Source organism: Variovorax sp. OV700 (genome assembly GCF_900099805.1).
GTDB lineage: Bacteria > Pseudomonadota > Gammaproteobacteria > Burkholderiales > Burkholderiaceae_C > Variovorax.
Genome location: NZ_FNDR01000007.1, coordinates 14,309 through 38,922 on the forward strand (window position 1 = coordinate 14,309; position 24,614 = coordinate 38,922).

20 protein-coding genes and 1 other RNA gene are annotated in these 24,614 nt (G+C 67.3%); 14 read left to right on the top strand and 7 right to left on the bottom strand.

From position 1 onward, the window contains the following. Positions 1-15: 15 nt before the first annotated feature. From phoU to phoR, 3 genes are read left to right on the top strand one after another with little or no spacing between them, the layout of a single operon-like run. Complete coding sequence (gene phoU, locus BLR24_RS17160) at positions 16-717, top strand: phosphate signaling complex protein PhoU (protein ID WP_093019030.1); 702 nt, start codon at positions 16-18, stop codon at positions 715-717. 27 nt (positions 718-744) lie between these two features. Continuing rightward, on the top strand, positions 745-1,437 hold the full coding sequence (phoB, locus tag BLR24_RS17165) for a phosphate regulon transcriptional regulator PhoB (RefSeq protein ID WP_055800201.1): 693 nt from the start codon (positions 745-747) through the stop codon (positions 1,435-1,437). A 44-nt stretch (positions 1,438-1,481) separates the two neighbouring features. Then, positions 1,482-2,819 carry a phosphate regulon sensor histidine kinase PhoR gene (phoR, locus tag BLR24_RS17170; RefSeq protein ID WP_093019032.1) on the top strand — a complete coding sequence of 446 codons (1,338 nt, stop codon included), beginning with the start codon at positions 1,482-1,484 and terminating at the stop codon, positions 2,817-2,819. On the opposite strand, the gene BLR24_RS17175 is transcribed toward phoR, so the two are convergent. From BLR24_RS17175 to BLR24_RS17185, 3 genes are all read right to left on the bottom strand, one after another. Next, positions 2,808-4,151 (bottom strand): MATE family efflux transporter, encoded by a 1,344-nt coding sequence (locus BLR24_RS17175; protein ID WP_093019034.1) that lies wholly within the window; start codon positions 4,149-4,151, stop codon positions 2,808-2,810. The genes phoR and BLR24_RS17175 overlap by 12 nt on opposite strands. Before the next feature lie 3 nt (positions 4,152-4,154). Continuing rightward, entirely contained in the window at positions 4,155-5,900 is a 1,746-nt protein-coding gene (locus BLR24_RS17180; RefSeq protein ID WP_093019036.1) for a hypothetical protein, read from the bottom strand. Between the two features lie 82 nt (positions 5,901-5,982). Next, complete coding sequence (locus BLR24_RS17185) at positions 5,983-6,252, bottom strand: type B 50S ribosomal protein L31 (RefSeq protein WP_007836661.1); 270 nt, start codon at positions 6,250-6,252, stop codon at positions 5,983-5,985. 158 nt (positions 6,253-6,410) lie between these two features. Here BLR24_RS17185 and BLR24_RS17190 point away from each other — a divergent pair, with 158 nt between their 5' ends. Continuing rightward, the gene (locus BLR24_RS17190; RefSeq protein ID WP_093019038.1) at positions 6,411-7,484 is read left to right on the top strand and encodes an oxidoreductase; all 1,074 of its coding nucleotides are present in this window, start codon (positions 6,411-6,413) and stop codon (positions 7,482-7,484) included. Between the two features lie 52 nt (positions 7,485-7,536). Here BLR24_RS17190 and rho read toward each other — a convergent pair whose 3' ends face one another. Next, positions 7,537-8,802: a transcription termination factor Rho gene (gene rho / locus BLR24_RS17195; RefSeq protein WP_021007063.1), complete on the bottom strand. Its 1,266-nt coding sequence runs from the start codon at positions 8,800-8,802 to the stop codon at positions 7,537-7,539. A gap of 182 nt (positions 8,803-8,984) precedes the next feature. Beyond that, positions 8,985-9,317 (bottom strand): thioredoxin TrxA, encoded by a 333-nt coding sequence (gene trxA, locus BLR24_RS17200; protein ID WP_012747433.1) that lies wholly within the window; start codon positions 9,315-9,317, stop codon positions 8,985-8,987. 158 nt (positions 9,318-9,475) lie between these two features. On the opposite strand from trxA, the gene BLR24_RS17205 reads away from it, so the two are divergent. From BLR24_RS17205 to BLR24_RS17230, 6 genes are all read left to right on the top strand, one after another. After that, positions 9,476-12,067 (top strand): PD-(D/E)XK nuclease family protein, encoded by a 2,592-nt coding sequence (locus tag BLR24_RS17205; RefSeq protein ID WP_093019040.1) that lies wholly within the window; start codon positions 9,476-9,478, stop codon positions 12,065-12,067. Next, positions 12,064-15,321 (top strand): UvrD-helicase domain-containing protein, encoded by a 3,258-nt coding sequence (locus BLR24_RS17210; RefSeq protein WP_093019042.1) that lies wholly within the window; start codon positions 12,064-12,066, stop codon positions 15,319-15,321. Before BLR24_RS17205 ends, BLR24_RS17210 begins: the two co-directional genes overlap by 4 nt. After that, positions 15,318-16,556: a TIGR03862 family flavoprotein gene (locus tag BLR24_RS17215; RefSeq protein WP_093019044.1), complete on the top strand. Its 1,239-nt coding sequence runs from the start codon at positions 15,318-15,320 to the stop codon at positions 16,554-16,556. Before BLR24_RS17210 ends, BLR24_RS17215 begins: the two co-directional genes overlap by 4 nt. Positions 16,557-16,636: 80 nt before the next feature. Further along, positions 16,637-18,550, top strand: coding sequence for a galactose oxidase-like domain-containing protein (locus tag BLR24_RS17220; protein ID WP_093019046.1), 1,914 nt, complete (start codon positions 16,637-16,639; stop codon positions 18,548-18,550). Between the two features lie 6 nt (positions 18,551-18,556). Continuing rightward, the gene (locus BLR24_RS17225) at positions 18,557-19,030 is read left to right on the top strand and encodes a hypothetical protein (protein ID WP_254787392.1); all 474 of its coding nucleotides are present in this window, start codon (positions 18,557-18,559) and stop codon (positions 19,028-19,030) included. Next, the gene (locus BLR24_RS17230; RefSeq protein WP_093019050.1) at positions 19,027-19,635 is read left to right on the top strand and encodes an SCO family protein; all 609 of its coding nucleotides are present in this window, start codon (positions 19,027-19,029) and stop codon (positions 19,633-19,635) included. The genes BLR24_RS17225 and BLR24_RS17230 overlap by 4 nt, the downstream gene beginning before the upstream one ends. A gap of 53 nt (positions 19,636-19,688) precedes the next feature. On the opposite strand, the gene BLR24_RS17235 is transcribed toward BLR24_RS17230, so the two are convergent. Continuing rightward, the gene (locus BLR24_RS17235) at positions 19,689-20,417 is read right to left on the bottom strand and encodes a winged helix-turn-helix transcriptional regulator (protein WP_217636327.1); all 729 of its coding nucleotides are present in this window, start codon (positions 20,415-20,417) and stop codon (positions 19,689-19,691) included. Between the two features lie 109 nt (positions 20,418-20,526). Here BLR24_RS17235 and BLR24_RS17240 point away from each other — a divergent pair, with 109 nt between their 5' ends. Further along, positions 20,527-21,399, top strand: a complete 873-nt coding sequence (locus tag BLR24_RS17240) for a class I SAM-dependent methyltransferase (RefSeq protein WP_093019052.1) — start codon at positions 20,527-20,529, stop codon at positions 21,397-21,399. 74 nt (positions 21,400-21,473) lie between these two features. Here BLR24_RS17240 and ffs read toward each other — a convergent pair. After that, an RNA gene (ffs, locus tag BLR24_RS17245) (signal recognition particle sRNA small type) lies at positions 21,474-21,570 on the bottom strand. A gap of 124 nt (positions 21,571-21,694) precedes the next feature. Between ffs and dnaX the strand changes: the two genes are divergently transcribed. The 3 genes from dnaX (at position 21,695) to recR (ending at position 24,573) form a co-directional block, all read left to right on the top strand. Further along, positions 21,695-23,545, top strand: a complete 1,851-nt coding sequence (dnaX, locus tag BLR24_RS17250; protein WP_093019054.1) for a DNA polymerase III subunit gamma/tau — start codon at positions 21,695-21,697, stop codon at positions 23,543-23,545. Between the two features lie 97 nt (positions 23,546-23,642). Further along, on the top strand, positions 23,643-23,975 hold the full coding sequence (locus BLR24_RS17255) for a YbaB/EbfC family nucleoid-associated protein (RefSeq protein ID WP_012747441.1): 333 nt from the start codon (positions 23,643-23,645) through the stop codon (positions 23,973-23,975). Positions 23,976-23,982: 7 nt separating this feature from the next. Next, entirely contained in the window at positions 23,983-24,573 is a 591-nt protein-coding gene (gene recR / locus BLR24_RS17260; RefSeq protein ID WP_093019056.1) for a recombination mediator RecR, read from the top strand. Positions 24,574-24,614: the final 41 nt, after the last annotated feature.

Sequence of the window (24,614 nt, forward strand, 5' to 3'; positions counted from 1 at the left end):
GCCAAGGAGGCACACATGACTGAAAAACATCTCTCCAGCCAGTTCGACAGCGAACTCAACGGCGTCTCGTCGCGTGTGATGGAACTCGGCGGCATGGTCGAGGCGCAGATCCACCAGGCGGTGTATGCGCTCTTGCAGTTCGACCCCGACGCGGCCGACCGCGTGATGGAGACAGAGCAGCGCGTCAACGCGATGGAGATCGAGATCGACCGCGAGCTGTCTTCGATCATTGCGCGGCGCCAGCCGACCGCGCGCGACCTGCGCCTCCTGATCGCCATCTCCAAGACCACGGCCAACCTGGAGCGCGTGGGCGACGAGGCCAACAAGATCGCACGCATGGTCAAGTCGATCATCGAGAGCGGCTCCGCCCGTGCGCTGCCCTCGAACGAACTGCGCATTGCCGCCGACCTGGCTTCGGGCCTTTTGCGCACCGCGCTCGACGCGTTCGCGCGCCTGGACACGGCCGCCGCGCTGTCGATCCTGAAGGACGACGACCTGATCGACAAGGAGTTCGACGGCTTCGTGCGCAAGCTGGTCACCTACATGATGGAAGACCCGCGCACGATCTCGGCCAGCCTCGACCTGCTGTTCCTGGCCAAGGCCATCGAGCGCATCGGCGATCACGCCAAGAACATCGCCGAATTCATCATCTACATCGTCAAGGGCGCCGATGTGCGGCACACTTCGATGCAGGAAATCGAATCGGCGTTGAAGTAACAGCGAGCGAACGACTCACAGCAAAGCATGAAGAAACCCCGAGTCCTGATCGTCGAAGACGAGTCGTCGATCGCCGAGCTGATCGCCGTCAACCTGCGCCACAACGGCTTCGAGCCGATCTGGTCGGAGGATGGCGCGGCCGCGCAGCGCGAGATCGACGCCTTCCTGCCGGATCTGATCCTGCTCGACTGGATGCTGCCCGGCCAGAGCGGCCTGCAGCTCGCGCGCCAGTGGCGCAAGGATGCGCGCACCAAGGCCATTCCCATCCTGATGCTGACCGCGCGCGGCGACGAGCCCGACAAGGTGGCCGGCCTCGATGCAGGCGCCGACGACTACATCACCAAGCCGTTCTCCACGCAGGAAATGCTCGCGCGCATCCGCGCGGTGCTACGCCGGCGTGCGCCCGAGGTGGTCACGGAGCGCGTGGAAATCGGCGAGCTTGCGCTCGACACGGCCACGCACCGTGTCACCTGGCAGGGCAATGCGCTCAAGGTGGGGCCGACCGAATTCAAGCTGCTGGCCTACCTGATGCAGCACGCCGAGCGCGTGCACAGCCGTGCGCAATTGCTCGACAAGGTCTGGGGCGACCATGTCTACATCGAGGAACGCACGGTCGACGTGCACGTCAAGCGCTTGCGCGAATCGCTGGGCGCCGCTTCGCCCATGGTTGAAACGGTGCGCGGAGCCGGCTACCGCCTGACGGCCCAAGTCACGGTTTGATCGCGCCGGCTTTCATGGTCCGCGGGCGCGGATAATCGCCCGCCATGCCTTTCCGTATTGCTACATTTCTCATAGCGTCCCTCGCAATAGGAGCGGGCGCTGTAGCTATTTTTGGCTGGAAGTTCGGGTGGCTGGGCGCCTGGTTGGGTGCGGCGCTGTGGCTCGCGCTCGATGCGTGGCGGGCCGAGCGCCTGCTGCGAGTGCTGCGTAACGACGCGTCTGGCCTGCCCACCCGTGGCGCCGGCGTGTGGGGCGAACTCTCGGAACGCATCCGCAAGCTGCTGCGCGAACGCGAGCAGCAAACGCGGCAAGCCGAAGACCGGCTGCAAGAGTTCCTGGCCGCCATCCAGGCGTCTCCCAACGGCGTGATCCTGCTGGACGAGCAGGGCCGCATCGAATGGTGCAACCAGACGGCGGCAAGCCAGTTCGGCATCGATGCCGAGCGCGATCTCTTGCAGCATCTTGCGAACTTGGTGCGCGACCCGGCTTTCGTGGCCTATCTGGCGTCATGGAACTACAGCCGCGACGTCGTCATCGACGCCTCCGGCCCGCGGCAGGCGCAGCAGCGCAGCCACCCGGTGCGTTTGTCAGTGCAGGTGCATCCGTATGCGGGCAATCGCCGCATGCTGCTGACGCGCGACATCACGGCGCTGGAGCAGGCCGAGGCCATGCGGCGCGATTTTGTCGCCAACGTTTCGCACGAAATTCGCACGCCGCTCACGGTGCTGGCGGGTTTTGTCGAAACCCTGCAGAACCTGCCCCTCGACGCGGACGAGCGCGCGCGGTATCTCTCGCTGATGGGCCAGCAGTCGCACCGCATGGAAACGCTGGTGAACGACCTGCTGACGCTGTCGCGCCTCGAGGGCAGTGCGGCGCCGTCGGGCAACCAGTGGATCCGCATCCGCGCGCTGCTCGCGCAGTGCGAGGACGAGGCCCGTGGGTTGTCGGGCCGGCTGGCGCCGCAGGGCCATCGCCTTTCGTTCAGCATCGAGGCCGAGTCCGAAATCTCGGGCGCGCCGACCGAATTGCAAAGCGCCATGTCGAACCTGCTGAGCAATGCCATCCGCTACACGCCAGGCGGCGGCGAGGTGGCGGTGAGCTGGCGACTGCTGCCCGACGGGCGAGGTGAATACGCGGTGCGCGATACCGGTCCCGGCATTGCCGCCGAGCACATTCCGCGGCTTACCGAGCGCTTCTATCGCATCGACCGTAGCCGCTCGCGCGAGACCGGCGGCACCGGGCTGGGCCTGGCGATCGTGAAGCACATCGCGCAGCGGCATGGCGCCGAATTGCGCATCGAGAGCACGGTCGGCAAGGGCTCGCGCTTTGCGCTGGTGTTTACGGCCACCCGGGTGCGTGAAGCGCGGGTGCTAGCGAAGTGAACGCCGCATCGTCCACCGCAGCAGCGCGCCGAACAACACGGCCGTGACAGCGAGCGCGCCCGCGCTCATGAGCCAGAACGCCAAGGGCGACTGCATCGCAGGCCAGGGGCCGAGTCCGCGGTAGGCCAACAGGTAGCTCCCGCCGAGCCCGAAGCCCCAGAGCAGAGTGCAATAGATGACCAGCGGCACAAGCGTGACACGGTAGCAGCGCAGCACAAACACGCACAGCGTCTGCAGCGCATCGGCAAAGTGGTAGACCGCGACCACCAGCAGCAGCGCCGCGGCGAGCGCTATCACGGCCGGGTTGTCCGAATACACGTGGGCCAGCTTGAAGCGCAGCGCCACCATCGCGCCCGCAAAAAACAGTGCGTAAAGGGCTGTGAGCTCGAAGCCCAAGCGGCAGGCGCGGCGGGCCCTGGCCGCTTGCCCGGCACCGAGCCAGAAGCTCACGCGCGCGCTGGTGGCAATGCCGAGCGAGAGCGGCACCATGTAGGCCACCGCCAGCAGGTTCGAGGCAATCTGGTGCGCGGCTGCAGCCGCCGTGCCCAGGCGAGCGATGAAGAGCGCCATCAGCGTGAACGACGTCACCTCCACCAGCACCGCCAGTCCGCCCGGAATGCCCAGGTTTGCGAACTGCCGGATCTGCCGCCAGTCGGGCGCCTCGATGCGCTCCCAGAGCCGGTAGTCCTTGTAGAAGGAACTGCTGCGCAGGAGCCAGACCGCGCAGGCCAGCATGGTCCAGTTCACGCACAGCGTGGCCCAGGCGCAGCCCACCAGCCCCATGGCCGGCAGGCCGGCGCCGCCGAAGGTGAACCAGATCGACAGTGGCAGCTTCACGAACAGCGAACCCAGCTGAAGCCAGGTCACGACCTGCGGTTTGCCGAGGCTCTGGTTCAGCGTGCTGAACAAGCGGAAGAGCAGGGCGGGCGGAAGCGCGAACGCGAGCACCGCGAGGTATGCCTCCACGCCGGCGCGCATCTCGGGAGGGACCTGGGTCCATCGCAACACGGCGCCGGGGAACAGCAGCACAACCATGCCGATGGCGATGGTGATGGCGCTCAGGTAGAGCGACTGCCGCACGGAGCGGCCCACTTCGCTCTGGCGGTCGGCGCCGTGCAGTTCGGCCCACACCGGCAGCAGCGCCTGCAGCACGCCCATCAGTGAGACGAACACGCTGATGAAGATGGCCGCGCCCACCGACAGCGCGGCCAGCGCGCTTTCGGCATAGCGCCCGGCCACGATGGTGTCGGTCACGCCGAACGCCATCACGGCCAGTTGGCCGACCAGCACCGTGCCGGCGTGCCGCGCGATCAGGCCTCGTTCGCCAGTCACTTGCTACGGCGCGATCTTCTGGTAGAGCAGCAGGTCGTCGGTTGCGCTGCTCGGCCGGCGGAGCGTGCCGCTGAAACGCCACCGATCCAGCGGAATGATGGTGTGCAGCCGCTCGATGGTTTCCGGGCTGACCAGCAGCCAGGGGCAGTTGGTGCCAAGCAGCAGCGGCTGCAGGTTGAAATGGCCGTAATGCTGCAGGGCCGCGATGTGCGCCCGGCTGAGCGCCAGTTCGGCGATGCAGCTCGGCTGGCCGACCCGCTCGGCCACCGCGCGCACCTGCGGAACGTAGCTGCGTGCGTAGTCGATGGAAGGCAGCCAGAGCGTCATCAGCAGCATCCAGCACAGGGCAGTTCCGCCGGCCGGAAGCACCAGCGTTTTCCAGAGTGCCGCGCGGTGGCGCCCGGTGCGCCAGCGCACCAGCCAGCACCACGCGATGCTCGCGGCCAGCGCCAGGACGAACGCAATGGCCGAGAACTCCGGCACGAAGCCGGGCACCAGCCGCGCCACGCTGGCCGCCGGCTTGGGCGGAACGCCGGTCTGCATGGCGACCCAGTAGATCCAGCCCAGCACGGCCAATCCGCTGAAGAACAGCACGTTGAACCAGTCGATCAGTGCCGCCACGCTGCGCCGGAACGTGGGCAGCGCGAAGGCCGCCAGCGTGGCGAGAGCGGGCAGTGCCAGCAGCAGCGAGCGGTCGGAATAGTCGGTCGTCCAGGTGGCGGCCAGCGGCACCAGCGCGAACCAGAACGGCAGCGCCACGTGGCGCGCCGTGAGCTGCCGGCGCCAGCGCCAGAGCGTCCAGATGGCGAGGGGCCAGACGGGCCAGGTGAACCACACCAGCAGCTTGGCCTGGCTGCGCACGTCGCTCAGCACGGAAGTGCTGCTCGGATGATGGCCCGGCAGCTGGATCTTCCACTGCAGCAGCCCCAGTCCGGCAGCCAGCGCCGCGGCCACCAGCGCCGCGGCAACCATCGTGGCCAGCGCGCCTTTGCTGTAGCCCGGGCTCTCGTCGGCCGTGGTGCTGGTGTCGGCGTTGGCCCGGGCGGTGCGCCGCTCGTAGGCCATGAAAAGCGCGCTGCCCACCGCCAGCGCCAGCCCGACCGTGGGACCGCCGCTCAGTGTCATGCCGACGGTGCCGACCATCAGCGCGATGACCGGCCCGACCCGGCGGTACGGCAGCGCGGCCACGCCATAGAAGAGATGCGAGGCGAAATACAGTTGCGCGAGGGCCGGCGTGGTTTCATGGCCGAGTTGCGCGAGCCCGAGGCAGGCGATCAGTGCCAGCAGCCCGCCGTCGGCGATGGCGCGCGCATAGTCCGTTGGCCGGGCCTCGCCACCGAAGGCGAAAGCCACCGGCTGGGCCCGCGAGGTGCGGGCGAGGTAATAGACGGCGTACCACGTGGCGGTGAACGTGCCCCAGAGCAGCAGTGCAAAGACGATCCGCACCGCCAGGTCGGGGTGCAGCCACGAGGGCGCGATCTTGATCGCCCAGGCACCGATCCAGTACGGAATGAGCGCCGGGGTTTCGGGCCGAAGGCCCAGGAGCAGCGGGTCGAACCAGCGAGCGATGCCTTCGGTGTTCCGCGCCAGCTCGGCCATGTAGCCAAAGGAGGTGATGTCCGCGCTCTTCCAGGGGCCGCGTCCCACGAGGCCTGGCAGAAGGTAGGCGGCGCACAACAACAGCAATGCGATGCGCGGCAACCGGCGCACGGCGCTCTGGGCAACGATTGCTGGAGTGGGCTGGTTCACGAGGAAGTTGGGGCGGGCAGTCTTGGGAAAGAAAAAGGGCAGCGCGGTAAACCGGGCTGCCCTCGATGCGAAAGCGCGTGCTTTACTTGGAAGCAGCGCCGGTGGTCTTGCCGAAGCGGTTGCGGAACTTCTCGACGCGACCGCCCATGTTGTCGACCGACTTTTGCGTGCCGGTGTAGAACGGGTGCGATTCGCTCGTGGTGTCGAGCTTGAACAGCGGCAGTTCGCGGCCGTCGTCGGTCTTGCCCATTTCCTTGGTGTTCGCGCACGAACGGGTCACGAACTTGAAGCCGTTCGACATGTCGACGAACAGAATTTCGCGGTAATTCGGGTGGATGCCTTCTTTTGCCATGGTCTTTCCTTTGGGGTCGATGCGAGAGCCACAAGCGTGCCTACAGAGGGGCAAGCCATTCCGGGGAGGGAATCGCCGGGCAAAACGCCCAGCCGCACTTTTCGCGGAGCCAGCGATTATCGCATACTGGCCGTTTTGAGCGAAAGGCGGCCTCTCAGATGACCTCCAGAACGTTGCGCGCCGGCCTCGTCGGCTACGGCTTTGCCGGCCAGACTTTCCACGCGCCGGTGCTTTCGGCCGTTCCAGGGCTCGAATTGGCGGCGGTGGCAAGCTCGCAGCCGCACAAGGTCCACGCCGAATGGCCGGGCGTGGCGGTGGTGCCTGATGTCGACGCGCTCGTGGCGCGGGCGGACATCGACTTGGTAGTGGTCGCTACTCCCAATGCCCAGCATTTTCCGGTCGCCAGGGCAGCCCTGGAAGCTGGCAAGCACGTGGTGGTGGACAAGCCTTTCACGCTCGATGCGACCGAAGCTCGCGAACTCGAGTTGTTGGCCGGACGCAACAATCGCGTGCTCTCGGTTTACCAGAATCGCCGTTTCGACGCCGACTACCTCACCCTCCAGGACGTGCTGGCCGGCGGCGAGCTGGGCCGGCCGGTGTACCTGGAGTCGCATTTCGACCGCTTCCGCCCCGAGGTGCGCGACCGCTGGCGCGAGCAGAAAGTGCCCGGGTCCGGTCTTTGGGTCGACCTGGGTGCCCATCTGGTCGACCAGGCGGTTCAGCTGTTCGGCAAGCCGGACACGCTGCAGCTCGACACCGCGGTCCTGCGCGAGGGCGCGCAGGTCGAGGACTATTTTCATGCCGTACTGCGCTACGAAAGCGGTCCTCATGCACCGCTGCGCGTGGTGCTGCATGCGACCACGCTGGCGGCCCATGCCGCGCCGCGCTACATCCTGCACGGCACGCGCGGCAGTTATGTCAAGCATGGGGTCGATCCGCAGGAAGATGCACTCCGCGCCGGACAGCGGCCGCCTATGGCGGGGTGGGGCGCCGATCCGCAAGACGGCGAACTCGTGACGCCCGGCAGTGATGGCAGCGAGTCGCAGCGCCGCATTTGGCCCACGCGGGCGGGTAACTACGTTGGCTACTACGCCGCGGTGCGCGACGCAATCCTTGGCATTGGTCAGAACCCGGTGCCGCCCGAGCAGGCCGTTGCGCTGATGGAACTGCTCGACATCGGCCAGCAGAGCGCGGCCGAAGGGCGGGCGATTCGCATCATCGAACGCCCATGAAAAAAGCGCGTTGACCCGCGAGGGTCAACGCGCTTTGCGGCGAGCGTGGCGCTCAGCCGCCGCGACGCATCATGTCGAAGAACTCGACATTCGTCTTCGTCGCCTTCATGTTCTTGAGCATCAGCTCCATCGATTCGATCTCGTCCATGTTGTACATGAGCTGGCGCAGGATGCGAGTCTTCTGCAGGATCTCGGGGGCGAGCAACAGCTCTTCGCGACGGGTGCCGCTGCGGTTGAGCTGGATCGACGGGAACACGCGCTTTTCGTACAGGCGGCGGTCCAGGTGGATTTCGGAGTTGCCGGTGCCCTTGAACTCTTCGAAGATCACTTCGTCCATGCGGCTGCCGGTGTCGATCAGCGCGGTGCCGATGATGGTGAGCGAGCCGCCTTCTTCTACGTTACGCGCCGCGCCCAGGAAGCGCTTGGGGCGCTGCAGCGCGTTGGAGTCGACACCGCCGGTCAGCACCTTGCCCGACGAGGGCACGACGTTGTTGTAGGCGCGGGCGAGGCGGGTGATCGAGTCCAGCAAGATCACCACGTCCTTCTTGAGCTCGACCAGGCGCTTGGCGCGCTCGATCACCATTTCGGCCACGTGCACGTGGCGCGCCGCGGGTTCGTCGAAGGTCGAGGCAATGACCTCGCCCTTCACGGTGCGCTGCATTTCGGTCACTTCTTCAGGCCGCTCGTCCACCAGCAGCACCATCATGTGCACTTCTGGGTAGTTGGCGCTGATGGCGTGGGCGATGTGCTGCATCATCACCGTCTTGCCGCTCTTGGGCGGCGCCACCAGCAGGGCGCGCTGGCCCTTGCCGATGGGGGCGATGATGTCGATGATCCGGCCCGTGATGTTCTCGTCGCTCTTGACGCCGTCGCGTTCCAGCTTCATCTGTTCCTTGGGGAACAGCGGCGTCAAGTTCTCGAACATCACCTTGTGCTTGTTCTGCTCGGGCGGACCGTCGTTGACCTTGTCGAGCTTGGTCAGCGCGAAGTAGCGCTCGCCGTCTTTGGGCGTGCGCACTTCGCCTTCGATCATGTCGCCGGTGTGCAGGTTGAAGCGGCGCACCTGGCTCGGCGAGATGTAGATGTCGTCGGTGCTGGCCGTGAAGCTGGTGTCGGGGCTGCGCAGAAAGCCGAAGCCGTCGGGCAGGATTTCGAGCACGCCGTCGGCAAAGACCTGCTCGCCGGCTTTGGCGCGCTTCTTGATGATCGCGAACATCAGCTCCTGCTTGCGCATGCGGCCGACGTTTTCGATCTCAAGCGCTTCAGCCTGCTTGAGGACTTCAGACACGTGGAGTGCCTTGAGTTCGTTTAAGTGCATGGAATGACCCCTTGCGGGGCAATCGATCGGAAAAACGGGGGGAGGTTTAGTGTGAAGCGAGAGCTGCTTCACAAACCGGGGAACTCGAACCGGTTACCTCGAAGGGGCCGGTGATCTGTGGGAGATTATGACAGCAAAAAACCGTCCGGCCAACGCATTGCGCGCTGGCCGGTTGAAATGCCTCAGGCGAGCTGCTGGTCGATGAAGGCGGTGAGTTGCGCCTTGCTCATGGCGCCAACCTTGGTGGCGGCCAGCTGGCCGTCCTTGAAGAGCATGAGCGTGGGGATGCCGCGGATGCCGAACTTGGCCGGGATATCGCGGTTCTCGTCCACGTTGAGCTTGGCGATCTGCAGCTTGCCTTCGTAGGCGGTCGATACTTCATCGAGGATGGGCGCAATCATCTTGCAGGGACCGCACCATTCGGCCCAGTAGTCGACCAGCACGGGCTGGCTGGACTTGAGCACGTCGGCTTCGAAGGAAGAATCGGAGATGTGTTTGATCAGGTCGCTGGCCATGAGATGTGTCCTTGTGCGCGGAGAGTTTCGGTGCAGCTAAAGTGCTGGTCATTGTGACAGAAACCAAGGGGCGGGGTGCCATGCGGGAACGCTATGACACCGATAGCAAAAGCCCTTTGCGCGTCGCGCCTCCACGCCCCCAAACCCCTCGATAGAACATGAACGAAGGCCACCCCGTCCAGGCCCTGTGGTGCGACCCCGCCGACGGCGTGGTGGCACGCATTGCCGGCGCCATTGCACAGCGCGAGCTGCACGCGGCGCGCACCGTGGTGCTGGTGCCGTATGCGCAATTGATGGGCGTGGCGCGCAGCATGTGGGCGCGCTGCGGGACCCCGGGCTTCGTGCCGCGTTTCGAAACCACGCGCAATTGGGCGCGCAGCGCGGGTGGGTTCCTGCCCTCGGGCTACGACATCGCATTCGACATGGCGCACGACCTGGTCACGGCCCAGGCGCTGCTGTCGCAGGCCGGCTTTGCCGCCGAGCGCTTTGCGCTGGCCGGGCGCGTGGTCGAGCTGGCCTACCAGCTGGCCCCGTTGGCGGCAGCAGCGCTGCCCGAAGAGCGGGGCAGCGAATGGGCACAGCGGGCGGCCCACGTGGCCGAGGCGGGCAGCGAGTCGGAATGGTTTCGCATCGAAAGCGCGTTGATCCGCGTCGCGGTGGCCTGGGCCGCCAACTCGGGCTACGCCACCGATGTGCTGCTGCGCGAAAACGTGCGCGCGCAGGTCGATGCGCTCATCGTGCTCGAAGGCTTCCAGACTGATCCGCTCACGCAGACGCTTTGCACCTTGTGGGGCGACTTCGCGATTCATCTTTCGCTGGTGCCCAAGGCGCTGCCAGCCGCGGCTGCCAGCGCGCATGTGGCCGCCGACCCCGAAGACGAGGCGGAGCTCGCGGCCGCCTGCGTGCTGCGGCACCTGGCCGAAGGTCGTGCGCCGGTCGCGCTGATCACCACTGACCGCGCGCTCACCCGGCGCATCGGTGCGCAACTCCAGGCCGAGGGCGTCGCGGCGCACGACGAAACCGGCTGGAAGCTTTCCACCACGCGCGCTGCCGCCACCTTGATGAGCGGGCTGCGCGCCTGCGCGCACGACGCGGGCAGCGACCAGGTGCTCGATTGGCTCAAGAGCGGCGCCGACGGCGATGCCATGGCCGTCCAGGCGCTGGAGGCTCGGCTGCGCCGCGAAGGCGTACGCGAGTGGTCCGCCTGGTGCGGGCAGGTGGCGCGCAGCGAGAAGCCGCAGGACATCGCGCTGCTCCCGTTCACCGAAGCCATCGAAGGCCGCCGTATGGCCATGGCCAAATCGAGGCCGCTGGCCGACTGGCTCCGCGCGCTACGCGAACTGCTGGAGGCCGGTGCCCAATGGGAGCCGCTCGCAGCCGACATGGCCGGCGCCAAGGTGATCGGCGCGCTGTGGCTCGATGCCGACGCGCACGGCGGCGACGACGACTTTCCCGGCGGACGCCACACGCTGGCCGAGTTCACGGCCTGGGTGCGCGATGTGCTGGAAGACGCCAGCTTCGTGCCGCCCGCCGGCAGCGACACGCCCCAGGTGGTGGTGTTGCCGCTGCACCAGTTGTTGGGCCGCGCGTTCGGCGCCGTGGTCATTCCCGGCTGCGACGACCGACGCCTGCCGGCCTCTCCCGAGCCGCCGGGCAACTGGAGTGCCGCCCAGCGCGCCGAACTGGGCCTGCCCGCGCGCGAAACCCTAGAGGCCGCGCAACGCGCCGCCTGGGCCGCGGCCCTGTGCAACCCGTGCTGCGAAATTCTGTGGCGCCAGTCCGATGCCAGCGGTGAGCCGGTCCGACCGAGCCCGCTGGTGCAGGCGCTGCAGCTCGACCATGCCCTGCAGCTTGCGACAGATCCGCGCACGCCGCGTGAGGTGGCTCTGCAGCCGACGATGTATCCAACGCCTTCCGGCGCGCTGCTGCCACTACGAAACATCTCGACCACTGTCTATGAGGACCTGCGCCGCTGCCCTTACCGCTTCTTTGCCTTGCGGCAACTGGGCCTGCGCAGCGCGGACGAACTCGATGCCGAGGTCGACAAGCGCGACTTCGGCAATTGGCTGCACGCTGTGCTGGGCTATTTTCATGAAGCGCTCAAAGAGAAGCCGACCCATGACGCCGCCGAGCGCATGGCCCTCATGAGCGCGGCGGCAGAGGATGCCACCCGCGAGTTCGCGCTGTCCGATGCCGAGTTTCTGCCGTTCGCCGCGGCGTGGCCGGCCGTGCGCGACGGCTACCTGCTATGGCTTGCGGGGCACGAGGCAAGCGGCGCCGTCTTCGTCGAGTCGGAGCCGTGGAAGGAACAGCCGCTGGGTAACCTGCAACTGGTCGGCCGGCTGGACCGCATCGACCGCATGCCCGACGGCCAACCCTTCGTGATCGACTACAAGACCGAATCCGCCGCGGTGACCAAGGAGCGAGTGAAGGACCCGACCGAGGACACGCAGCTGGCCTTCTATGCCGCGCTGGTGGCCGACGACACGCTGCGCGCCGCCTACGTCAACGTCGGCGAGAAGTCGTCCGGCACGCAGACCGTCGAACAGCCCGTGGTGGTGGAGGCGCGCGATGCGCTGGTGGCCGGCATCCTCGATGACTTCGCCCGGATTGCACGAGGCGCGGCGCTGCCTCCGCTCGGGGAAGGCGCAATTTGCGACTACTGCGCGGCGCGCGGCCTCTGCCGCAAAGACTTCTGGGAGGTCGAGAGACCCCCGGTTTCGATGGTGGCTGGAGCATTGGCGAAATGAACGGCGCCGCCTACGAACACAACGGCCGGCACGTCTCGCGCGAGGCCTTCTACACCGTTGCCTGCGATCCGCGGCGATCGGTCGCCGTCGAGGCCTGCGCCGGCGCGGGCAAGACCTGGATGCTGGTGTCGCGCATCCTGCGCGCGTTGCTCGAAGAGGGTGAATCCGCCTGCGAGCCGCACGAGATCCTGGCGATCACTTTCACTAAGAAGGCCGCCGGCGAGATGCGTGAGCGGCTCGACCAATGGCTCGAACAATTTGCCGAGCGCAGCCCAGAGGAGCTGGTGCGCGAACTCGTGATTCGCGGCGTGGCGCCTGCGGCCGCGCTTGCCGCCGTGCCGCGCCTGCAAGGCCTCTACAGGCGCTTGCTCGAAGGCGGACGGCCGGTGCAGTTCCGCACCTTCCACGCCTGGTTTGCGGGCCTGCTGCGCAACGCGCCGCTGGCAGTGCTGCGCGAACTCGGCCTGCCCGCGAACTACGAACTGCTCGAGGACGATGCCGAGGCGCGCGCACGCACCTGGCGGCCCTTCTTCGAAGCCGTGACCTCCGACAAGGAGGCTCTGGCCGACTACTACGCCGTTGTCGCCACCTATGGCCGGTCGCAGACCGCCAAGGCGCTGGGCGAAGCGCTCACGCGCCGCGTCGAGTTCGTACTGTCCGATCCGGCGTCAGCCGTGCAGCATTTCAGCGCGATGCACCCAGCGCTCGAAGGCATGGACGAGCCGACCGATGCCTTGAGTGGAGATGCAGCCAGGCGCCGCTGGCTCGACCGTGCCGCTGCGCTCGGCCGCGAAGCCAACAAGACGCCGCAGAAGGCCGCCGAGGCGATCATCGACGTGTTCGGCACCGGTGAGCCGCCGCACGAGTCGCGCTCGGCCGCACTGGCGCACCTGCGCAAGAACTTCTTCGTCGCAGTCGAAGACAGGCTGACCAAAAACCTGCAGAAATACCCCGCCGCCCAAGAGGCCGAAGCCGAGCTCCAGACCCTGTGCGCCGCGCAGGCGCAGCACGCGGCCTGGCTCTACCAGCAGCGCATGACGCGGCTCACCCGCATCCTCATCTCCGTCTTTGCCGAGGTCAAGCGCGCGCATGGCTGGGTCGACATGAACGACGTCGAACAGGCTGCACAGCTGCTGCTCGGCCAGTCGGCGTTGTCGGGATGGGTGCAGGAGCGGCTCGACGCGCGCATCGCGCACCTGCTGATCGACGAATTCCAGGACACCAACCCGCTGCAGTGGCAGGCGCTCTACGGCTGGCTCAGCGCCTACACCGGCGCGGGCGGCAGCGCGCCGCGCGTCTTCATCGTGGGCGACCCGAAGCAGAGCATCTATCGCTTCCGCCGCGCCGAGCCGCAGGTGTTCATTGCCGCGAAGAAGTTCGTGCGCGAAGGGTTGGGTGGCGAGCTGCTCAACTGCGACCACACCCATCGCAATGCGCGTTCCGTAGTCGAGCTGGTCAACCAGGCCATGCTGGCTGCGCAAGAGGCCGGCGAGTTCGACGGCTATCGCGCCCACACCACCGAGCGCAACGACGATGGCGAACTGCTCAAGCTGCCGCCCATCGACCGCGATGCTCTGAATACCACTGCGGAGGCTGCCCCGGCGGACGACGGCATGCTGCATTGGCGCGACAGCCTCGTGACCCCGCGCGTGTTGCCCGAAGAACAGTTGCTGCAAAAGGAATGCGAGCAGGCCGCGCGCTGGGTCGCGCAGCGCATCGCCGACGGCACGCCGCCGCGGCAGATCATGGTGCTGGCGCGCCGGCGCAACCGGCTGGCTGCCATGCAGGACGCGTTGCGCCAGCGCCATATTCCGGTGCAGCAGCCCGAAAAGAACGAACTGCACGACGCGCCCGAGGTTCAGGACGTGGTGGCGCTGATCGATGCGCTGGTGTCGCCCGCGCACGATCTTTCGCTGGCGCGCGCGCTCAAGTCGCCGCTGTTCGGTATTGGCGACGATGCGCTGGTGCAACTGGCGCTGCGCCAGCGCGAGCAGCCTTCCTTGAGCTGGTTCGGGTTGATCCAGAAAGGCGAGGGCTTGCCAGCGGAGTTGGTCGAAGCTGGCACCAGACTCAAGCAGTGGCAGCGCTGGCTCGCGGGATTGCCGCCGCACGACGCACTGGACGCGATTTTTCATGACGGCGATGTGCTGGCCAGGTTCGGCGCCGCCGTGCCTGCCCCCATGCGGCAGAGCGCGCTGGCCAATCTGCGCGGGCTGGTCGCGGCATCGCTCGACATCGAGGGTGCGCGCTTTGCCACGCCCTACGCGCTGGTGCGTGCGTTGCGCGCCGGGGGCGTACGGGCGCCCTCGGTCGCCGTACCCGATGCGGTGCAGCTCCTGACCGTGCATGGCGCCAAGGGCCTCGAGGCCGACACCGTGCTGATGCTCGATTGCGATGCTCCGCCGCCGCGCGCGCAGACCATGGGCGTACTGGTCGAATGGAAGGGCAGCGACACCGCACCGACGCGCTTCGTGTTTCTGGCGAGCGAGAAAACGCCGCCGGGCTGTGCGGCCACGCTGCTCGAAGAAGAGCAACGGGCGCGCCATCGCGAAGAGCTCAACGGGCTCTACGTCGCGACCACGCGGGCGCGCGAGCGGCTGGTGCTGTCGTCGGTGCAGCCTGCCCGTGCCAACGAGAGCAGCTGGTGGTCGCGGCTCGAGTCGATGTGCGAACCCGCGGAAGCGGACGAACCGCTGGTCGTGATGCCGGTGGAATCCGTAGTTGGCAGTTTCTCGATGAAAAAGATGCCCGTCGCGCCCGCCGTCGAACTGCCCGCCATCAAGAAGGCTAATGGCGGCACCGTCGATGCCCGGGCTGCCGCTTTCGGCCAGGCGATGCACCGGCTGCTCGAATGGGCCGTGCCGGGCGAGGCGCTGCCACCCGCGCACGTGCGTGCGGCCGCCCGCGAGTTCATGCTCGACGCGCCACAGGCGCGCGGCGCCGCGGTGCTGGCCGAGCGCATCCGCGCGGGTGCTGGCGCATGGGCGTGGGATGAGCGCATGATCGACTGGCACGGCAACGAAGTGACCCTGGTCCACGAAGGCGAAACTCTGCGAATCGACCGGCTGGTGCGCGAGCGCGCCAGCGGTGCCTGGTGGATCCTCGACTACAAATCTGCCGCGCGCCCTGAACGGGACGCGGAGTTGATCGCACAGATGCAGCGCTACCGCGCGGCCGTGCAACATGCCTATCCCGGTGCTTCGGTACGCGTCGCGTTCCTGACCGGGCAGGGCGAACTGGTAAATCTCGAATGACTCTTTACCATACCGTCGCCGTGATCGGCGGCGGACCCGCCGGCCTGATGGCGGCTGAAGTCCTGAGCGCGTCCGGCGCGCGGGTGCGCGTTTACGACGCCATGCCCTCGGTGGGCCGCAAGTTCTTGCTGGCCGGCCGTGGTGGGCTCAACCTCACGCATTCTGAGCCCTTCGATGTGTTCATGAGCCGGTTCGGCGAGCGCCGCGCGCAGCTCGAGCCGATGCTGGCGCAGTTCGGGCCGCAGCAGGTGCGCGAATGGGCCGCCGGCCTCGGCATCGAGACCTTCGTGGGCACGTCGGGCCGCGTGTTTCCGACCGACATGAAGGCCGCACCGCTGTTGCGTGCCTGGCTGCACCGGTTGCGCGCGGCGGGCGTGCAGTTTCACATGCGCCATCGCTGGCTTGGCGATGCGCCATTCGACGCCGCATCGTTGCGGTTCGCCACGCCGGCCGGCGAGACTACGGTCAAGGCCGATGCGGTGGTGCTCGCGCTCGGCGGTGCGAGCTGGGCACGGCTGGGCTCCGATGGCACATGGGCGCCATGGCTGCAAGAGAGCGGTATCGACGTCGCGCCGCTGATGCCCGCCAACTGCGGCTTCGACGGGGCGGGGTGGAGCGAACATTTCTCCAGCCGTTTCGCGGGCCAGCCGTTCAAGTCGGTCTCTATTTCGTTCATCGACAGCCAAGGGCGCCGCTTCGCGCGCAAGGGCGAGTTCGTTGCGACCGCAACAGGCATCGAGGGCAGCCTCATCTATGCGGCTTCGGCATTGCTGCGCGACGAAATCGCTGCGCACGGCAGCGCGACGCTGCTGCTCGATCTGTTGCCCGACCGCAGCGCGGAGCAGGTGCTGGCCGCCGTCAAGCATCCGCGCGGCGCACGGTCGCTCAGCAGCCACCTCAAGAGCCGGCTGGGCCTGGAGGGCATCAAGGCCGGCGTGCTGCACGAGGCATTGAGCCGGGAAGCCATGCAAGACGCCGAGCAACTGGCGACAACGATCAAGGCTGTGCCGTTGCGGATGGTCGCGGCGCGGCCCATTGACGAAGCCATCAGCACCGCGGGTGGCGTGCGCTTCGACGCGCTCGACGAGCGGCTCATGGCCAGCGCGTTGCCGGGCGTGTTAGTGGCAGGAGAAATGCTCGATTGGGAGGCGCCGACCGGTGGCTATCTGCTGACGGCCTCCATGGCCAGCGGCGCGGCCGCGGCGCGCGGAGCGATCAAGCAGCTGGGCCTTTGAGGGTATAACTGAATACTTTTGTATTGTTTATTGCACGTACAAGGAATAAGCTGCAATCAGACAAAAATAAAGGAGCAGCGATGACCAGCGTTACATCGCCGCGCGCCGCGCGCGGGCTTGCTTATGCATCCCTGATGTTCCTGGTTTGGTCCGGCGGTGACGCAGGAGGCGGCGCCCGCGGGCAGGGCGCAAATCCGATGGTGGCGGGCACGTCCGCATCGGCAAGCAAGCCGGCGCCACCAGACGGACAGCCGGCCTCCCTCACCAGTCCGTCCCCCGGCACCAAGTTCGCCAGCCGCAGCGCGACCTTCGTCTGGAACAACACGGGTGCCAACCAGTACGGCTTGACGATCCTGTCGGCCTCTTCGGCGACACCCGTGGTGGACACATCGACAAGTGCGACAACGCTGACGGTGACAAACCTTCCCATAGACGGCGCGGGGCTCGTGGTCCGGCTGCGCTCCCGATTCAAGGGGAAGTGGCTGCCGGCCAACGAGTACCTGTTCACGGCAGCTGGATACACCGCGGCGCAATCGACCGCCGCGGTGAAGCCCTGGTCCGATCTGATCGCGCTGCCACTCGTGCCCGCATCGGCCGCCAACCTCCCCGACGGCAAGCTGCTGCTGTGGGCAGCCCGCTCGCCCACCAGCTTCAGCACGAGCAGCAGCGAGGCGTACACCTACACCTCGGTGTTCGACCCCGTCACGCGAAGCGCCAGCCCGCTGGTGGTCACGGCCACCGGCCACCAGATGTTCTGCCCTGGCCTGAGCATGCTGGCCGATGGCAGCGTGCTGGTCAGCGGCGGCAGCGATGCGACGAAGACCTCGATCTACGACCCGGCGCTGGGCGGCTGGGTGACGGGTGCGCAACTCGGCATTGCACGTGCCTACCAGGCCAGCACGACGATGTCCGACGGCTCCGTGTTCACAGTCGGCGGGTCGTGGAACGGCGGGCAGGGCGGCAAGTACGGCGAGGTGTGGTCGGCCGCCACCAAGACCTGGCGCACGCTGTCCGGCGTACCGGCCAACATGCCCGATGCGAGCAATGTCTCGAACCCGCCGCTGGCCGGCCCGGACGCGGCCGGGGTCTACCGGGGCGACAACCACATGTGGCTGTTCGGCGCCGCCAACGGCTGGGTATTCCACGCCGGGCCTGCTGCCGCAATGCATTGGATCGACACGCGCGGCAGCGGCGCCATCCTGCAGGCCGGGCTACGCAGCGACGACCCCTATGCCATGACCGCCAGCGCCGTGATGTACGACATCGGCAAGATCCTCAAGCTCGGCGGCGCGCCCAACCACGACAGTGGCAACGCCTTCAAGACCGCCTACATCATCGACATCAGCGCGGGCGCGCCGACGGCGCCCACAGTGCGCAAGCTTTCGCCGATGGCCTATGGCCGAACCTTTGTCAACAGCGTGGTGCTCCCTAACGGCGAGGTGTTCGTGATAGGCGGACAGACGCAGCCCGTTCCGTTTTCCGACTCCTACAGTGTGCTGGCGGCCGAGCTGTGGAGCCCGGAGCTGGAGAGCTTCATCACGGTGCCGCCGATGCAGAAACCGCGCAACTATCACAGCGTGGCCCTGCTGCTGCCGGACGGACGCGTGCTGGCGGGCGGCGGCGGGCTGTGCGACTGTGCGGGCGACCACCCGGATGCGGAGATCTACACGCCACCGTACCTGCTGGCGAGCGACGGTTCGCCGGCGTCCCGCCCGGCCATCACGGCCGCGCCGGCCAGCGCCACATGGGGGAGTCAGATCGCCGTGGCGACCGACCGCGCGGCGGCCCGCTTTGCGCTGGTGCGCATGGCATCGGCCACTCACTCGGTCAACACCGATCAGCGCCGCATCCCGCTGTCATTCACGGGCACGGCAGGCAGCTACCAGTTGGGCATTCCGACCGATCGCGGGACGGTGCTGCCGGGCAACTACATGCTGTTCGCACTCGACAGCAGCGGCGTGCCGAGCGTGGCGCGCACCATCAACATCCGGTAGCGGCCGGTGCGCTTCGCGAAGCCGAGGCTTTCGATGATGATGCTGGCGCTGGCGCTCGGAACCGCACTGGCCGTTGGCCCGGCGTGGTCCGGAAAGCCTGAGGCCGCCGTGCCTTCCTCGGTGGCGCGTGGCGCGCGCCTGTTCGATGGCACCGAGCCACTCGCCGGCACGCTGTCCGGCCACAGCGCGCCGCTGCCGGGCGCAGCGACGCGCTGCATCCAGTGCCACGCGGGCCCCGGCAAGTCCACTGCCGCTGTCTCGGGTTTCGCGCCGCCGCTCGACCGGCGCCAATTGCGCGAAGTCCTTCCGCGCCGCGGCGGCCCGCCCGTCGCGTACGAGCGCGCATCCTTCTGCCGGACGCTGCGCACCGGCATCGACCCGGCCCATGTCGCGCTGCCCCGAGCCATGCCGCGCTTCGATGCCGACGAAGGCCAGTGCGCGGCGTTGTGGGACTACCTGACGCAAGTCCTTTCTCAATGAACCCAATGAACGCGCGGGGCCCCTTCATACCCTCGCGGGTTGCATCCCGCGGGCGCCGGCGCCTGCTTGCCGCCGGTGCACTGGCGTGGCTAGGTGTGCCTCCGGCACGCGCAAACTCCAGCATCGGCCCGGTGCTGCCGGCGATGTCGGCTCCGGCTCTGCCGCTGCGGCGCCACGACGGCGCCACACCGATGCTCGCGGCGCAGTTGCGAGGCGCCCCAACCGCCGTTCAATTGATGTTTACCGGATGCAGCACGGTCTGCCCGATCCAGGGGGCCTTGTTCTCGACGCTGCAGGCGGCATTGCTGTCGGAGCGCTACACGGCGGTGCGTCTGCTGTCGCTGAGCATCGACCCGCTGTCCGACGACCCTGTTGCACTGAGCGCCTGGTTGCGGCGCTTCGGCGCAAGGCCAACGTGGAGCGCGGCGGCGCCAGCCCCCGAGGCACTTGAGTCGATGCTCTCGCTGTTCACGGGAGGCGCGGCAGCGGGCGACCGCCATACCGGCCAGGTTTATCTGTTCGATCGTCACGCCCGGCTGGTCTGGCGAACCAGCGAGTTGCCACCGACCGAAGAGGTCATGGCCGGACTACGGCAGATTGGTTAGTTGGATGCAGCGGCTGCGGATTCAGCGCCGGTGAGGGGGCCGCCTGCCATGCCTCATCCTTTCGATGCTAGGTTGACAAGCCTTGCCCCTGGCACTGACCGCGCTGCGACCCGGGTGTCGGCGAAAACGCTACGCCCGAGCCAGCGCCAGAGGTCGCGGGTATCGGATTCCGTGCCGATGACGCGCAGGCGCCGCTCGCGCAACGCAGCCTCGGCGTCGAGATCGCCGGTCCAGATCTCGGTCAGCGTTCGCACGGTCGATTCGACGATCAGCGTCGGTTCGTCGCCGGGGTTGTCGCGGCAGAGGTCGGCGCTGCCCTGGTCGACGACCAGCCACCAGCGCCGCTCGCCTTCGGCAGCGTCGGTGAAGCGGAAGTGGATCACGATGCAACGCGCGCGCGGGCACTCGTCGATCCGCACGAAGCGGCGGACGTCCCACATCAGGAAGCCGGCGTCCAATTGGTCGCGCTTGAGCCGGCTTCCAATCCAGCGCGCGCCCCAATGGCCCAGTGCCATCACGATCGGGCGCAACTCCTCGCCCGCTGCTGTCAGATGGTATTGGGCCGTGCTGCCTTCACCCTGAACCCGCTTGATGACACCTACTTCCTCGAGCTTGCGTAGGCGCTGCGTCAACAGCGAGCCCGACATGCGCGGCACGCCGCGCCGGATGTCGTTGAAGCGCGTGCTACCGCACAGCAACTCGCGCACCACCAGGGGCGTCCAGCGCTCGCACAGCACCTCGGCGCCACGCGCCACGGTACAAAACTGGCCGTAGTCGATCATGGCGCGAATTTAGCCCCTGGGGCGAGCCGAGGCCAGTACAAATTCTGGACTGGCGAACCTTGGGCCGCGCTGCCATTCTTGAGACTCCCTCACTCGATGGAGACACATCATGGACACCGTCACAGCCGCGCCGGCATTCAACGCCGCCGCCTTCAAGACCACCACCCGCGCTCAATGGCAAGCTGCCGCCGAGGCCTGGCATCGCTGGGGGCCGTTTCTCGGCCGCTGGCTGGGCGATGCGACGGAAACGATGTTCGATCTGGCACGCATCGGGCCCGGCAGCTGGGTGCTCGACGTCGCGGCCGGCGCGGGAGAGCAATCGATCGGTGCTGCGCGGCGCGCGGGCGCCAGCGGCCACGTGCTCGCTACCGACATCGCGCCGGCCTTGCTCGAGCGCGCGGCCACGGATGCCAAGGCCGCGGGCCTGTCGAACCTCGAGACCCTTGAACTCGACGGCGAGGCGCTCGACACGCTGCCCGCCGGCAGCTTCGACGCGGCAATCAGCCGCGTGGGCCTGATCTACTTCCCCGACCAGCAGCGCGCGCTCGCCGGCATGCGGCGGGCCTTGCGTCCGGGCGGGCGGGTGTCGGCTGTCGTCTACTCGACCCCCGAGCGCAATGCATTTTTCTCGATCCCCGTGAAGATCATTCGCGAACGCGCGAGGCTTCCCGCGCCGCTGCCAGGACAGCCCGGACCGTTTTCGCTCGGTGCCGAAGGCGCGCTGGAGGCCGCGTTTGCCAAAGCCGGCTTGCGTGACATCGAGGTGCGCAAGGTGCCGTCGCCGGTGCGGTTGGCGAGCGCAGCCGAATGCGTGCGCTTCGAACGTGAGTCTTTCGGCGCGCTGCACCAGATGATGGTCGGTCTCGACGAAGCCGAGCGCGCGAGCACCTGGGATGCCATTGAAGAGGCGCTGCGCCAGTTCGAAGGCAGCGAAGGCTTCGTCGGGCCATGCGAGATGCTCGTTGGCGGCGGAAGCACGTGAGGTGGGGAGCGGGGGGCTTCGTCGCCCCCTGTTCAGCGCGTAAGTCCTTGGAACTCACGGCTTTTTGATGTTAGGTTGACGAGCCTTACCCCTGGCACTGACTACGCAGTTAGGGCTGCTTGGTTCCCCACCTGACCCGGTTGGCCACTTCACCATGCAGGGAGGCCCGTCAAATTGCATTGTAACCCGGCGGTCCGGCAAGGCCGGGTCACTGGTGTCCCTCGAAAAGACGGGTCTTTTTTGATTTGCGGGATGGGGGCCGAGGACCGGCTCGGCCCCTTTTAGAATGCCCGCAATGTCTTATCTCGTGCTCGCTCGCAAGTTCCGTCCGAAAACCTTCGGTGAGATGGTTGGCCAGGGGCACGTGGTGCAGGCGCTCGAAAACGCGTTGACCACGCAGCGCCTGCATCACGCCTATCTTTTCACCGGCACGCGGGGCGTGGGCAAGACCACGGTTTCTCGCATTCTGGCCAAGTCGCTCAATTGCCAGGGCCCGGACGGGCAGGGCGGCATCACGGCCACGCCTTGCGGGGTGTGCCAGGCTTGCAAGGACATCGATTCGGGCCGCTTCGTCGATTACACCGAGCTGGACGCCGCATCGAACCGCGGCGTGGACGAGGTGCAGTCGCTGCTCGAGCAGGCGGTGTACAAGCCGGTGCAGGGGCGCTTCAAGGTCTTCATGATTGACGAAGTGCACATGCTCACCAACACCGCGTTCAACGCGATGCTGAAGACGCTGGAGGAGCCGCCGGAATACCTCAAGTTCGTGCTCGCCACCACCGATCCGCAGAAAGTGCCGGTCACGGTGCTGTCGCGCTGCCTGCAGTTCAACCTGCGGCCAATGGCGCCTGAAACGGTGCTGGAGCACCTGACGAGCGTGCTGCAGACCGAACAGGTGCCGGCCGAGCCGCAGGCGTTGCGGCTCTTGGCCCGCGCCGCGCGCGGCTCGATGCGCGATGCGCTGTCGCTCACCGACCAGGCCATCGCTTTCGGCAACGGCGAACTGCTCGAAACCGGCGTGCGCCAGATGCTCGGCAGCGTGGACCGCGGCCATGTGTTCAAGCTGATCGAGGCGCTGGCGGAGGGCGACGGCAAGACGGTGGTCGACACCTCCGAGGCGCTGCGGCGCGACGGCATGTCCGCCGCCTCTACGCTGGAAGAAATGACGGCGGTGCTGCAGGCCATGGCGGTGCTGCAGGCGGTGCCTTCGCGGGCCGAGTCGGCCGATTCCGCTACCGATCCCGATGCGGCCGACACGGCACGCCTTGCCGCGCTGATGCCGGCCGACGAAACGCAATTGCTCTACAGCCTGTGCCTGCACGGCCGCGGAGAGCTGGGCCTGGCGCCCGACGAGTACGCGGCGCTCACGATGGTGCTGTTGCGGCTCTTGGCCTTCAAGCCTTCCAGCGCGGCTGCTTCATCGGCCTCCACGGAAAAAAAAACTCTGAATGAAGCCCGGAAGGCGGTTTCGGCCCCTGCGGCCGTTACGCCGGCTCGGGTTGCGGAGGTCGCCGAGTCGCCTGTTCCGGCCGCCGCGCCCGCGGCGCGGCAGGCCCTTTCGGCGCCGGCGGGACAGCGTCTTGCCGTTGTCAGCGAGCCCATCAGGCAAAGCGAGGCGAGGCCACCCGCCACGGCAGAAGCTCCGCCGTGGGAGACGGGCGCCAAGGTGCTTGCCGTTCCGATGCGCGTCCAGCCGCCGCCGAGCCAGCGCGACGTGCCGCGCCCCGACGAGCAGCGCAGCCCGGCACCGCCCATTCCGCCCAGCGAAGACGGCGATTTCTGGCACGCCACGGTCACGCAAATGATTGCGGCCGAGAGCATCAATGCCCTCGCGCGCGAGCTCGCGCTGCAGTCGCAGCTGGTGGCGCGCGACGTCGACCAGTGGATACTCCGGGTGGAGCGCGAGCTGCTCAACCAGCCTTCGGCCCGTGAGAAGCTCAGCGACGCGCTGGCTGCGCTCGGCCACAGCGTGAAGCTCGCCATCGAGATCGGCGGCGTAGTCGACAGCCCCGCGCGCCGCAACAAGCAGGCCGCCGACGAACGCCAGCGCGTGGCCGAAGATGCCATCCGCAACGATCCCGAAGTGCAGATGCTGATGCGTGAATTCGATGCGAAGATCGTGCCCGGAACGCTCAAGCCGGCCTGACAGAACGCTACTGAAAACTCGTGCCGGCACTTGCGGCATTCCGGTTCGACCGCCATCTCTCTTATCCTTCCCCCATTCCAACCAATCAGGACCAACGATGTTCAACAAAGGACAACTGGCCGGCCTCATGAAGCAGGCGCAGGCAATGCAGGACAACCTCAAGAAGGCCCAGGAAGAGCTGGCCACCATCGAGGTCGAAGGTGAATCGGGCGCCGGCCTGGTCAAGGTCGTGATGACCTGCAAGCACGACGTGAAGCGCATCACCATCGACCCGAGCCTCCTGGCCGACGACAAGGACATGCTCGAAGACCTCGTGGCCGCCGCCTTCAATGCAGCGGTGCGCAAGGCCGAGGAAACCAGCGAGCAGAAGATGGGCAAGCTCACGGCCGGCATGCCGGGCCTTCCGCCCGGCATGAAGCTGCCGTTCTGAGCCGTTGATGGCCGACGCCAGTTCGCTCGACGCGTTGGTCGATGCACTGCGCCGCCTGCCCGGGGTCGGCGTCAAGTCGGCCTCGCGCATGGCGTTTCATTTGCTGCAACACGACCGCGAAGGCGCGCAGCTGCTTTCGCGCGCGTTGCAGCAGGCGGCGGGCAACGTGCGGCATTGCGAGCGCTGCAACACCTTCACGGAAGCGCCTGTGTGCAACGTGTGCCTCGATGCGCGCCGCGACGCGACCAAACTCTGCGTGGTCGAGACGCCCGCCGACCAGGCCGCGCTCGAACGCACGGGGGCCTTTCGCGGCTACTACTTCGTGCTGATGGGCAAGCTCAGCCCGCTCGATGGCATCGGCCCCAAGGACATCGGGCTGCAGAAACTCTTCGATCGTGCGCTCGACGGCACCGTGAGCGAAGTCATCCTGGCCACCAACTTCACGGCGGAGGGCGAGGCCACCGCGCACGTGATCGGCGAAGCACTCAGGCAGCGCGGCCTCAATGTGACGCGCCTTGCGCGCGGCGTACCGGCCGGCAGTGAACTCGAATACGTGGATCTCGGCACCATCGCGCATGCATTGGTCGACCGCCGCTAGCGCGCAGCGGCCGTCGCAGCCGCTGTCGAACGCAGACCACA

What these genes read in the sequence shown, in the direction of transcription:
- BLR24_RS17190 (WP_093019038.1), top strand. Translation starts at nt 6,411, where the DNA reads ATGACCTCCAGAACGTTGCGCGCCGGCCTCGTCGGCTACGGCTTTGCC.
- BLR24_RS17235 (WP_217636327.1), bottom strand. Translation starts at nt 20,417, where the DNA reads ATGATCGACTACGGCCAGTTTTGTACCGTGGCGCGTGGCGCCGAGGTG.
- BLR24_RS17220 (WP_093019046.1), top strand. Translation starts at nt 16,637, where the DNA reads ATGACCAGCGTTACATCGCCGCGCGCCGCGCGCGGGCTTGCTTATGCA.
- dnaX (WP_093019054.1), top strand. Translation starts at nt 21,695, where the DNA reads ATGTCTTATCTCGTGCTCGCTCGCAAGTTCCGTCCGAAAACCTTCGGT.
- rho (WP_021007063.1), bottom strand. Translation starts at nt 8,802, where the DNA reads ATGCACTTAAACGAACTCAAGGCACTCCACGTGTCTGAAGTCCTCAAG.
- BLR24_RS17230 (WP_093019050.1), top strand. Translation starts at nt 19,027, where the DNA reads ATGAACCCAATGAACGCGCGGGGCCCCTTCATACCCTCGCGGGTTGCA.
- phoU (WP_093019030.1), top strand. Translation starts at nt 16, where the DNA reads ATGACTGAAAAACATCTCTCCAGCCAGTTCGACAGCGAACTCAACGGC.
- recR (WP_093019056.1), top strand. Translation starts at nt 23,983, where the DNA reads ATGGCCGACGCCAGTTCGCTCGACGCGTTGGTCGATGCACTGCGCCGC.
- BLR24_RS17210 (WP_093019042.1), top strand. Translation starts at nt 12,064, where the DNA reads ATGAACGGCGCCGCCTACGAACACAACGGCCGGCACGTCTCGCGCGAG.
- phoR (WP_093019032.1), top strand. Translation starts at nt 1,482, where the DNA reads ATGCCTTTCCGTATTGCTACATTTCTCATAGCGTCCCTCGCAATAGGA.
- BLR24_RS17255 (WP_012747441.1), top strand. Translation starts at nt 23,643, where the DNA reads ATGTTCAACAAAGGACAACTGGCCGGCCTCATGAAGCAGGCGCAGGCA.
- BLR24_RS17185 (WP_007836661.1), bottom strand. Translation starts at nt 6,252, where the DNA reads ATGGCAAAAGAAGGCATCCACCCGAATTACCGCGAAATTCTGTTCGTC.
- phoB (WP_055800201.1), top strand. Translation starts at nt 745, where the DNA reads ATGAAGAAACCCCGAGTCCTGATCGTCGAAGACGAGTCGTCGATCGCC.
- trxA (WP_012747433.1), bottom strand. Translation starts at nt 9,317, where the DNA reads ATGGCCAGCGACCTGATCAAACACATCTCCGATTCTTCCTTCGAAGCC.
- BLR24_RS17240 (WP_093019052.1), top strand. Translation starts at nt 20,527, where the DNA reads ATGGACACCGTCACAGCCGCGCCGGCATTCAACGCCGCCGCCTTCAAG.
- BLR24_RS17215 (WP_093019044.1), top strand. Translation starts at nt 15,318, where the DNA reads ATGACTCTTTACCATACCGTCGCCGTGATCGGCGGCGGACCCGCCGGC.
- BLR24_RS17205 (WP_093019040.1), top strand. Translation starts at nt 9,476, where the DNA reads ATGAACGAAGGCCACCCCGTCCAGGCCCTGTGGTGCGACCCCGCCGAC.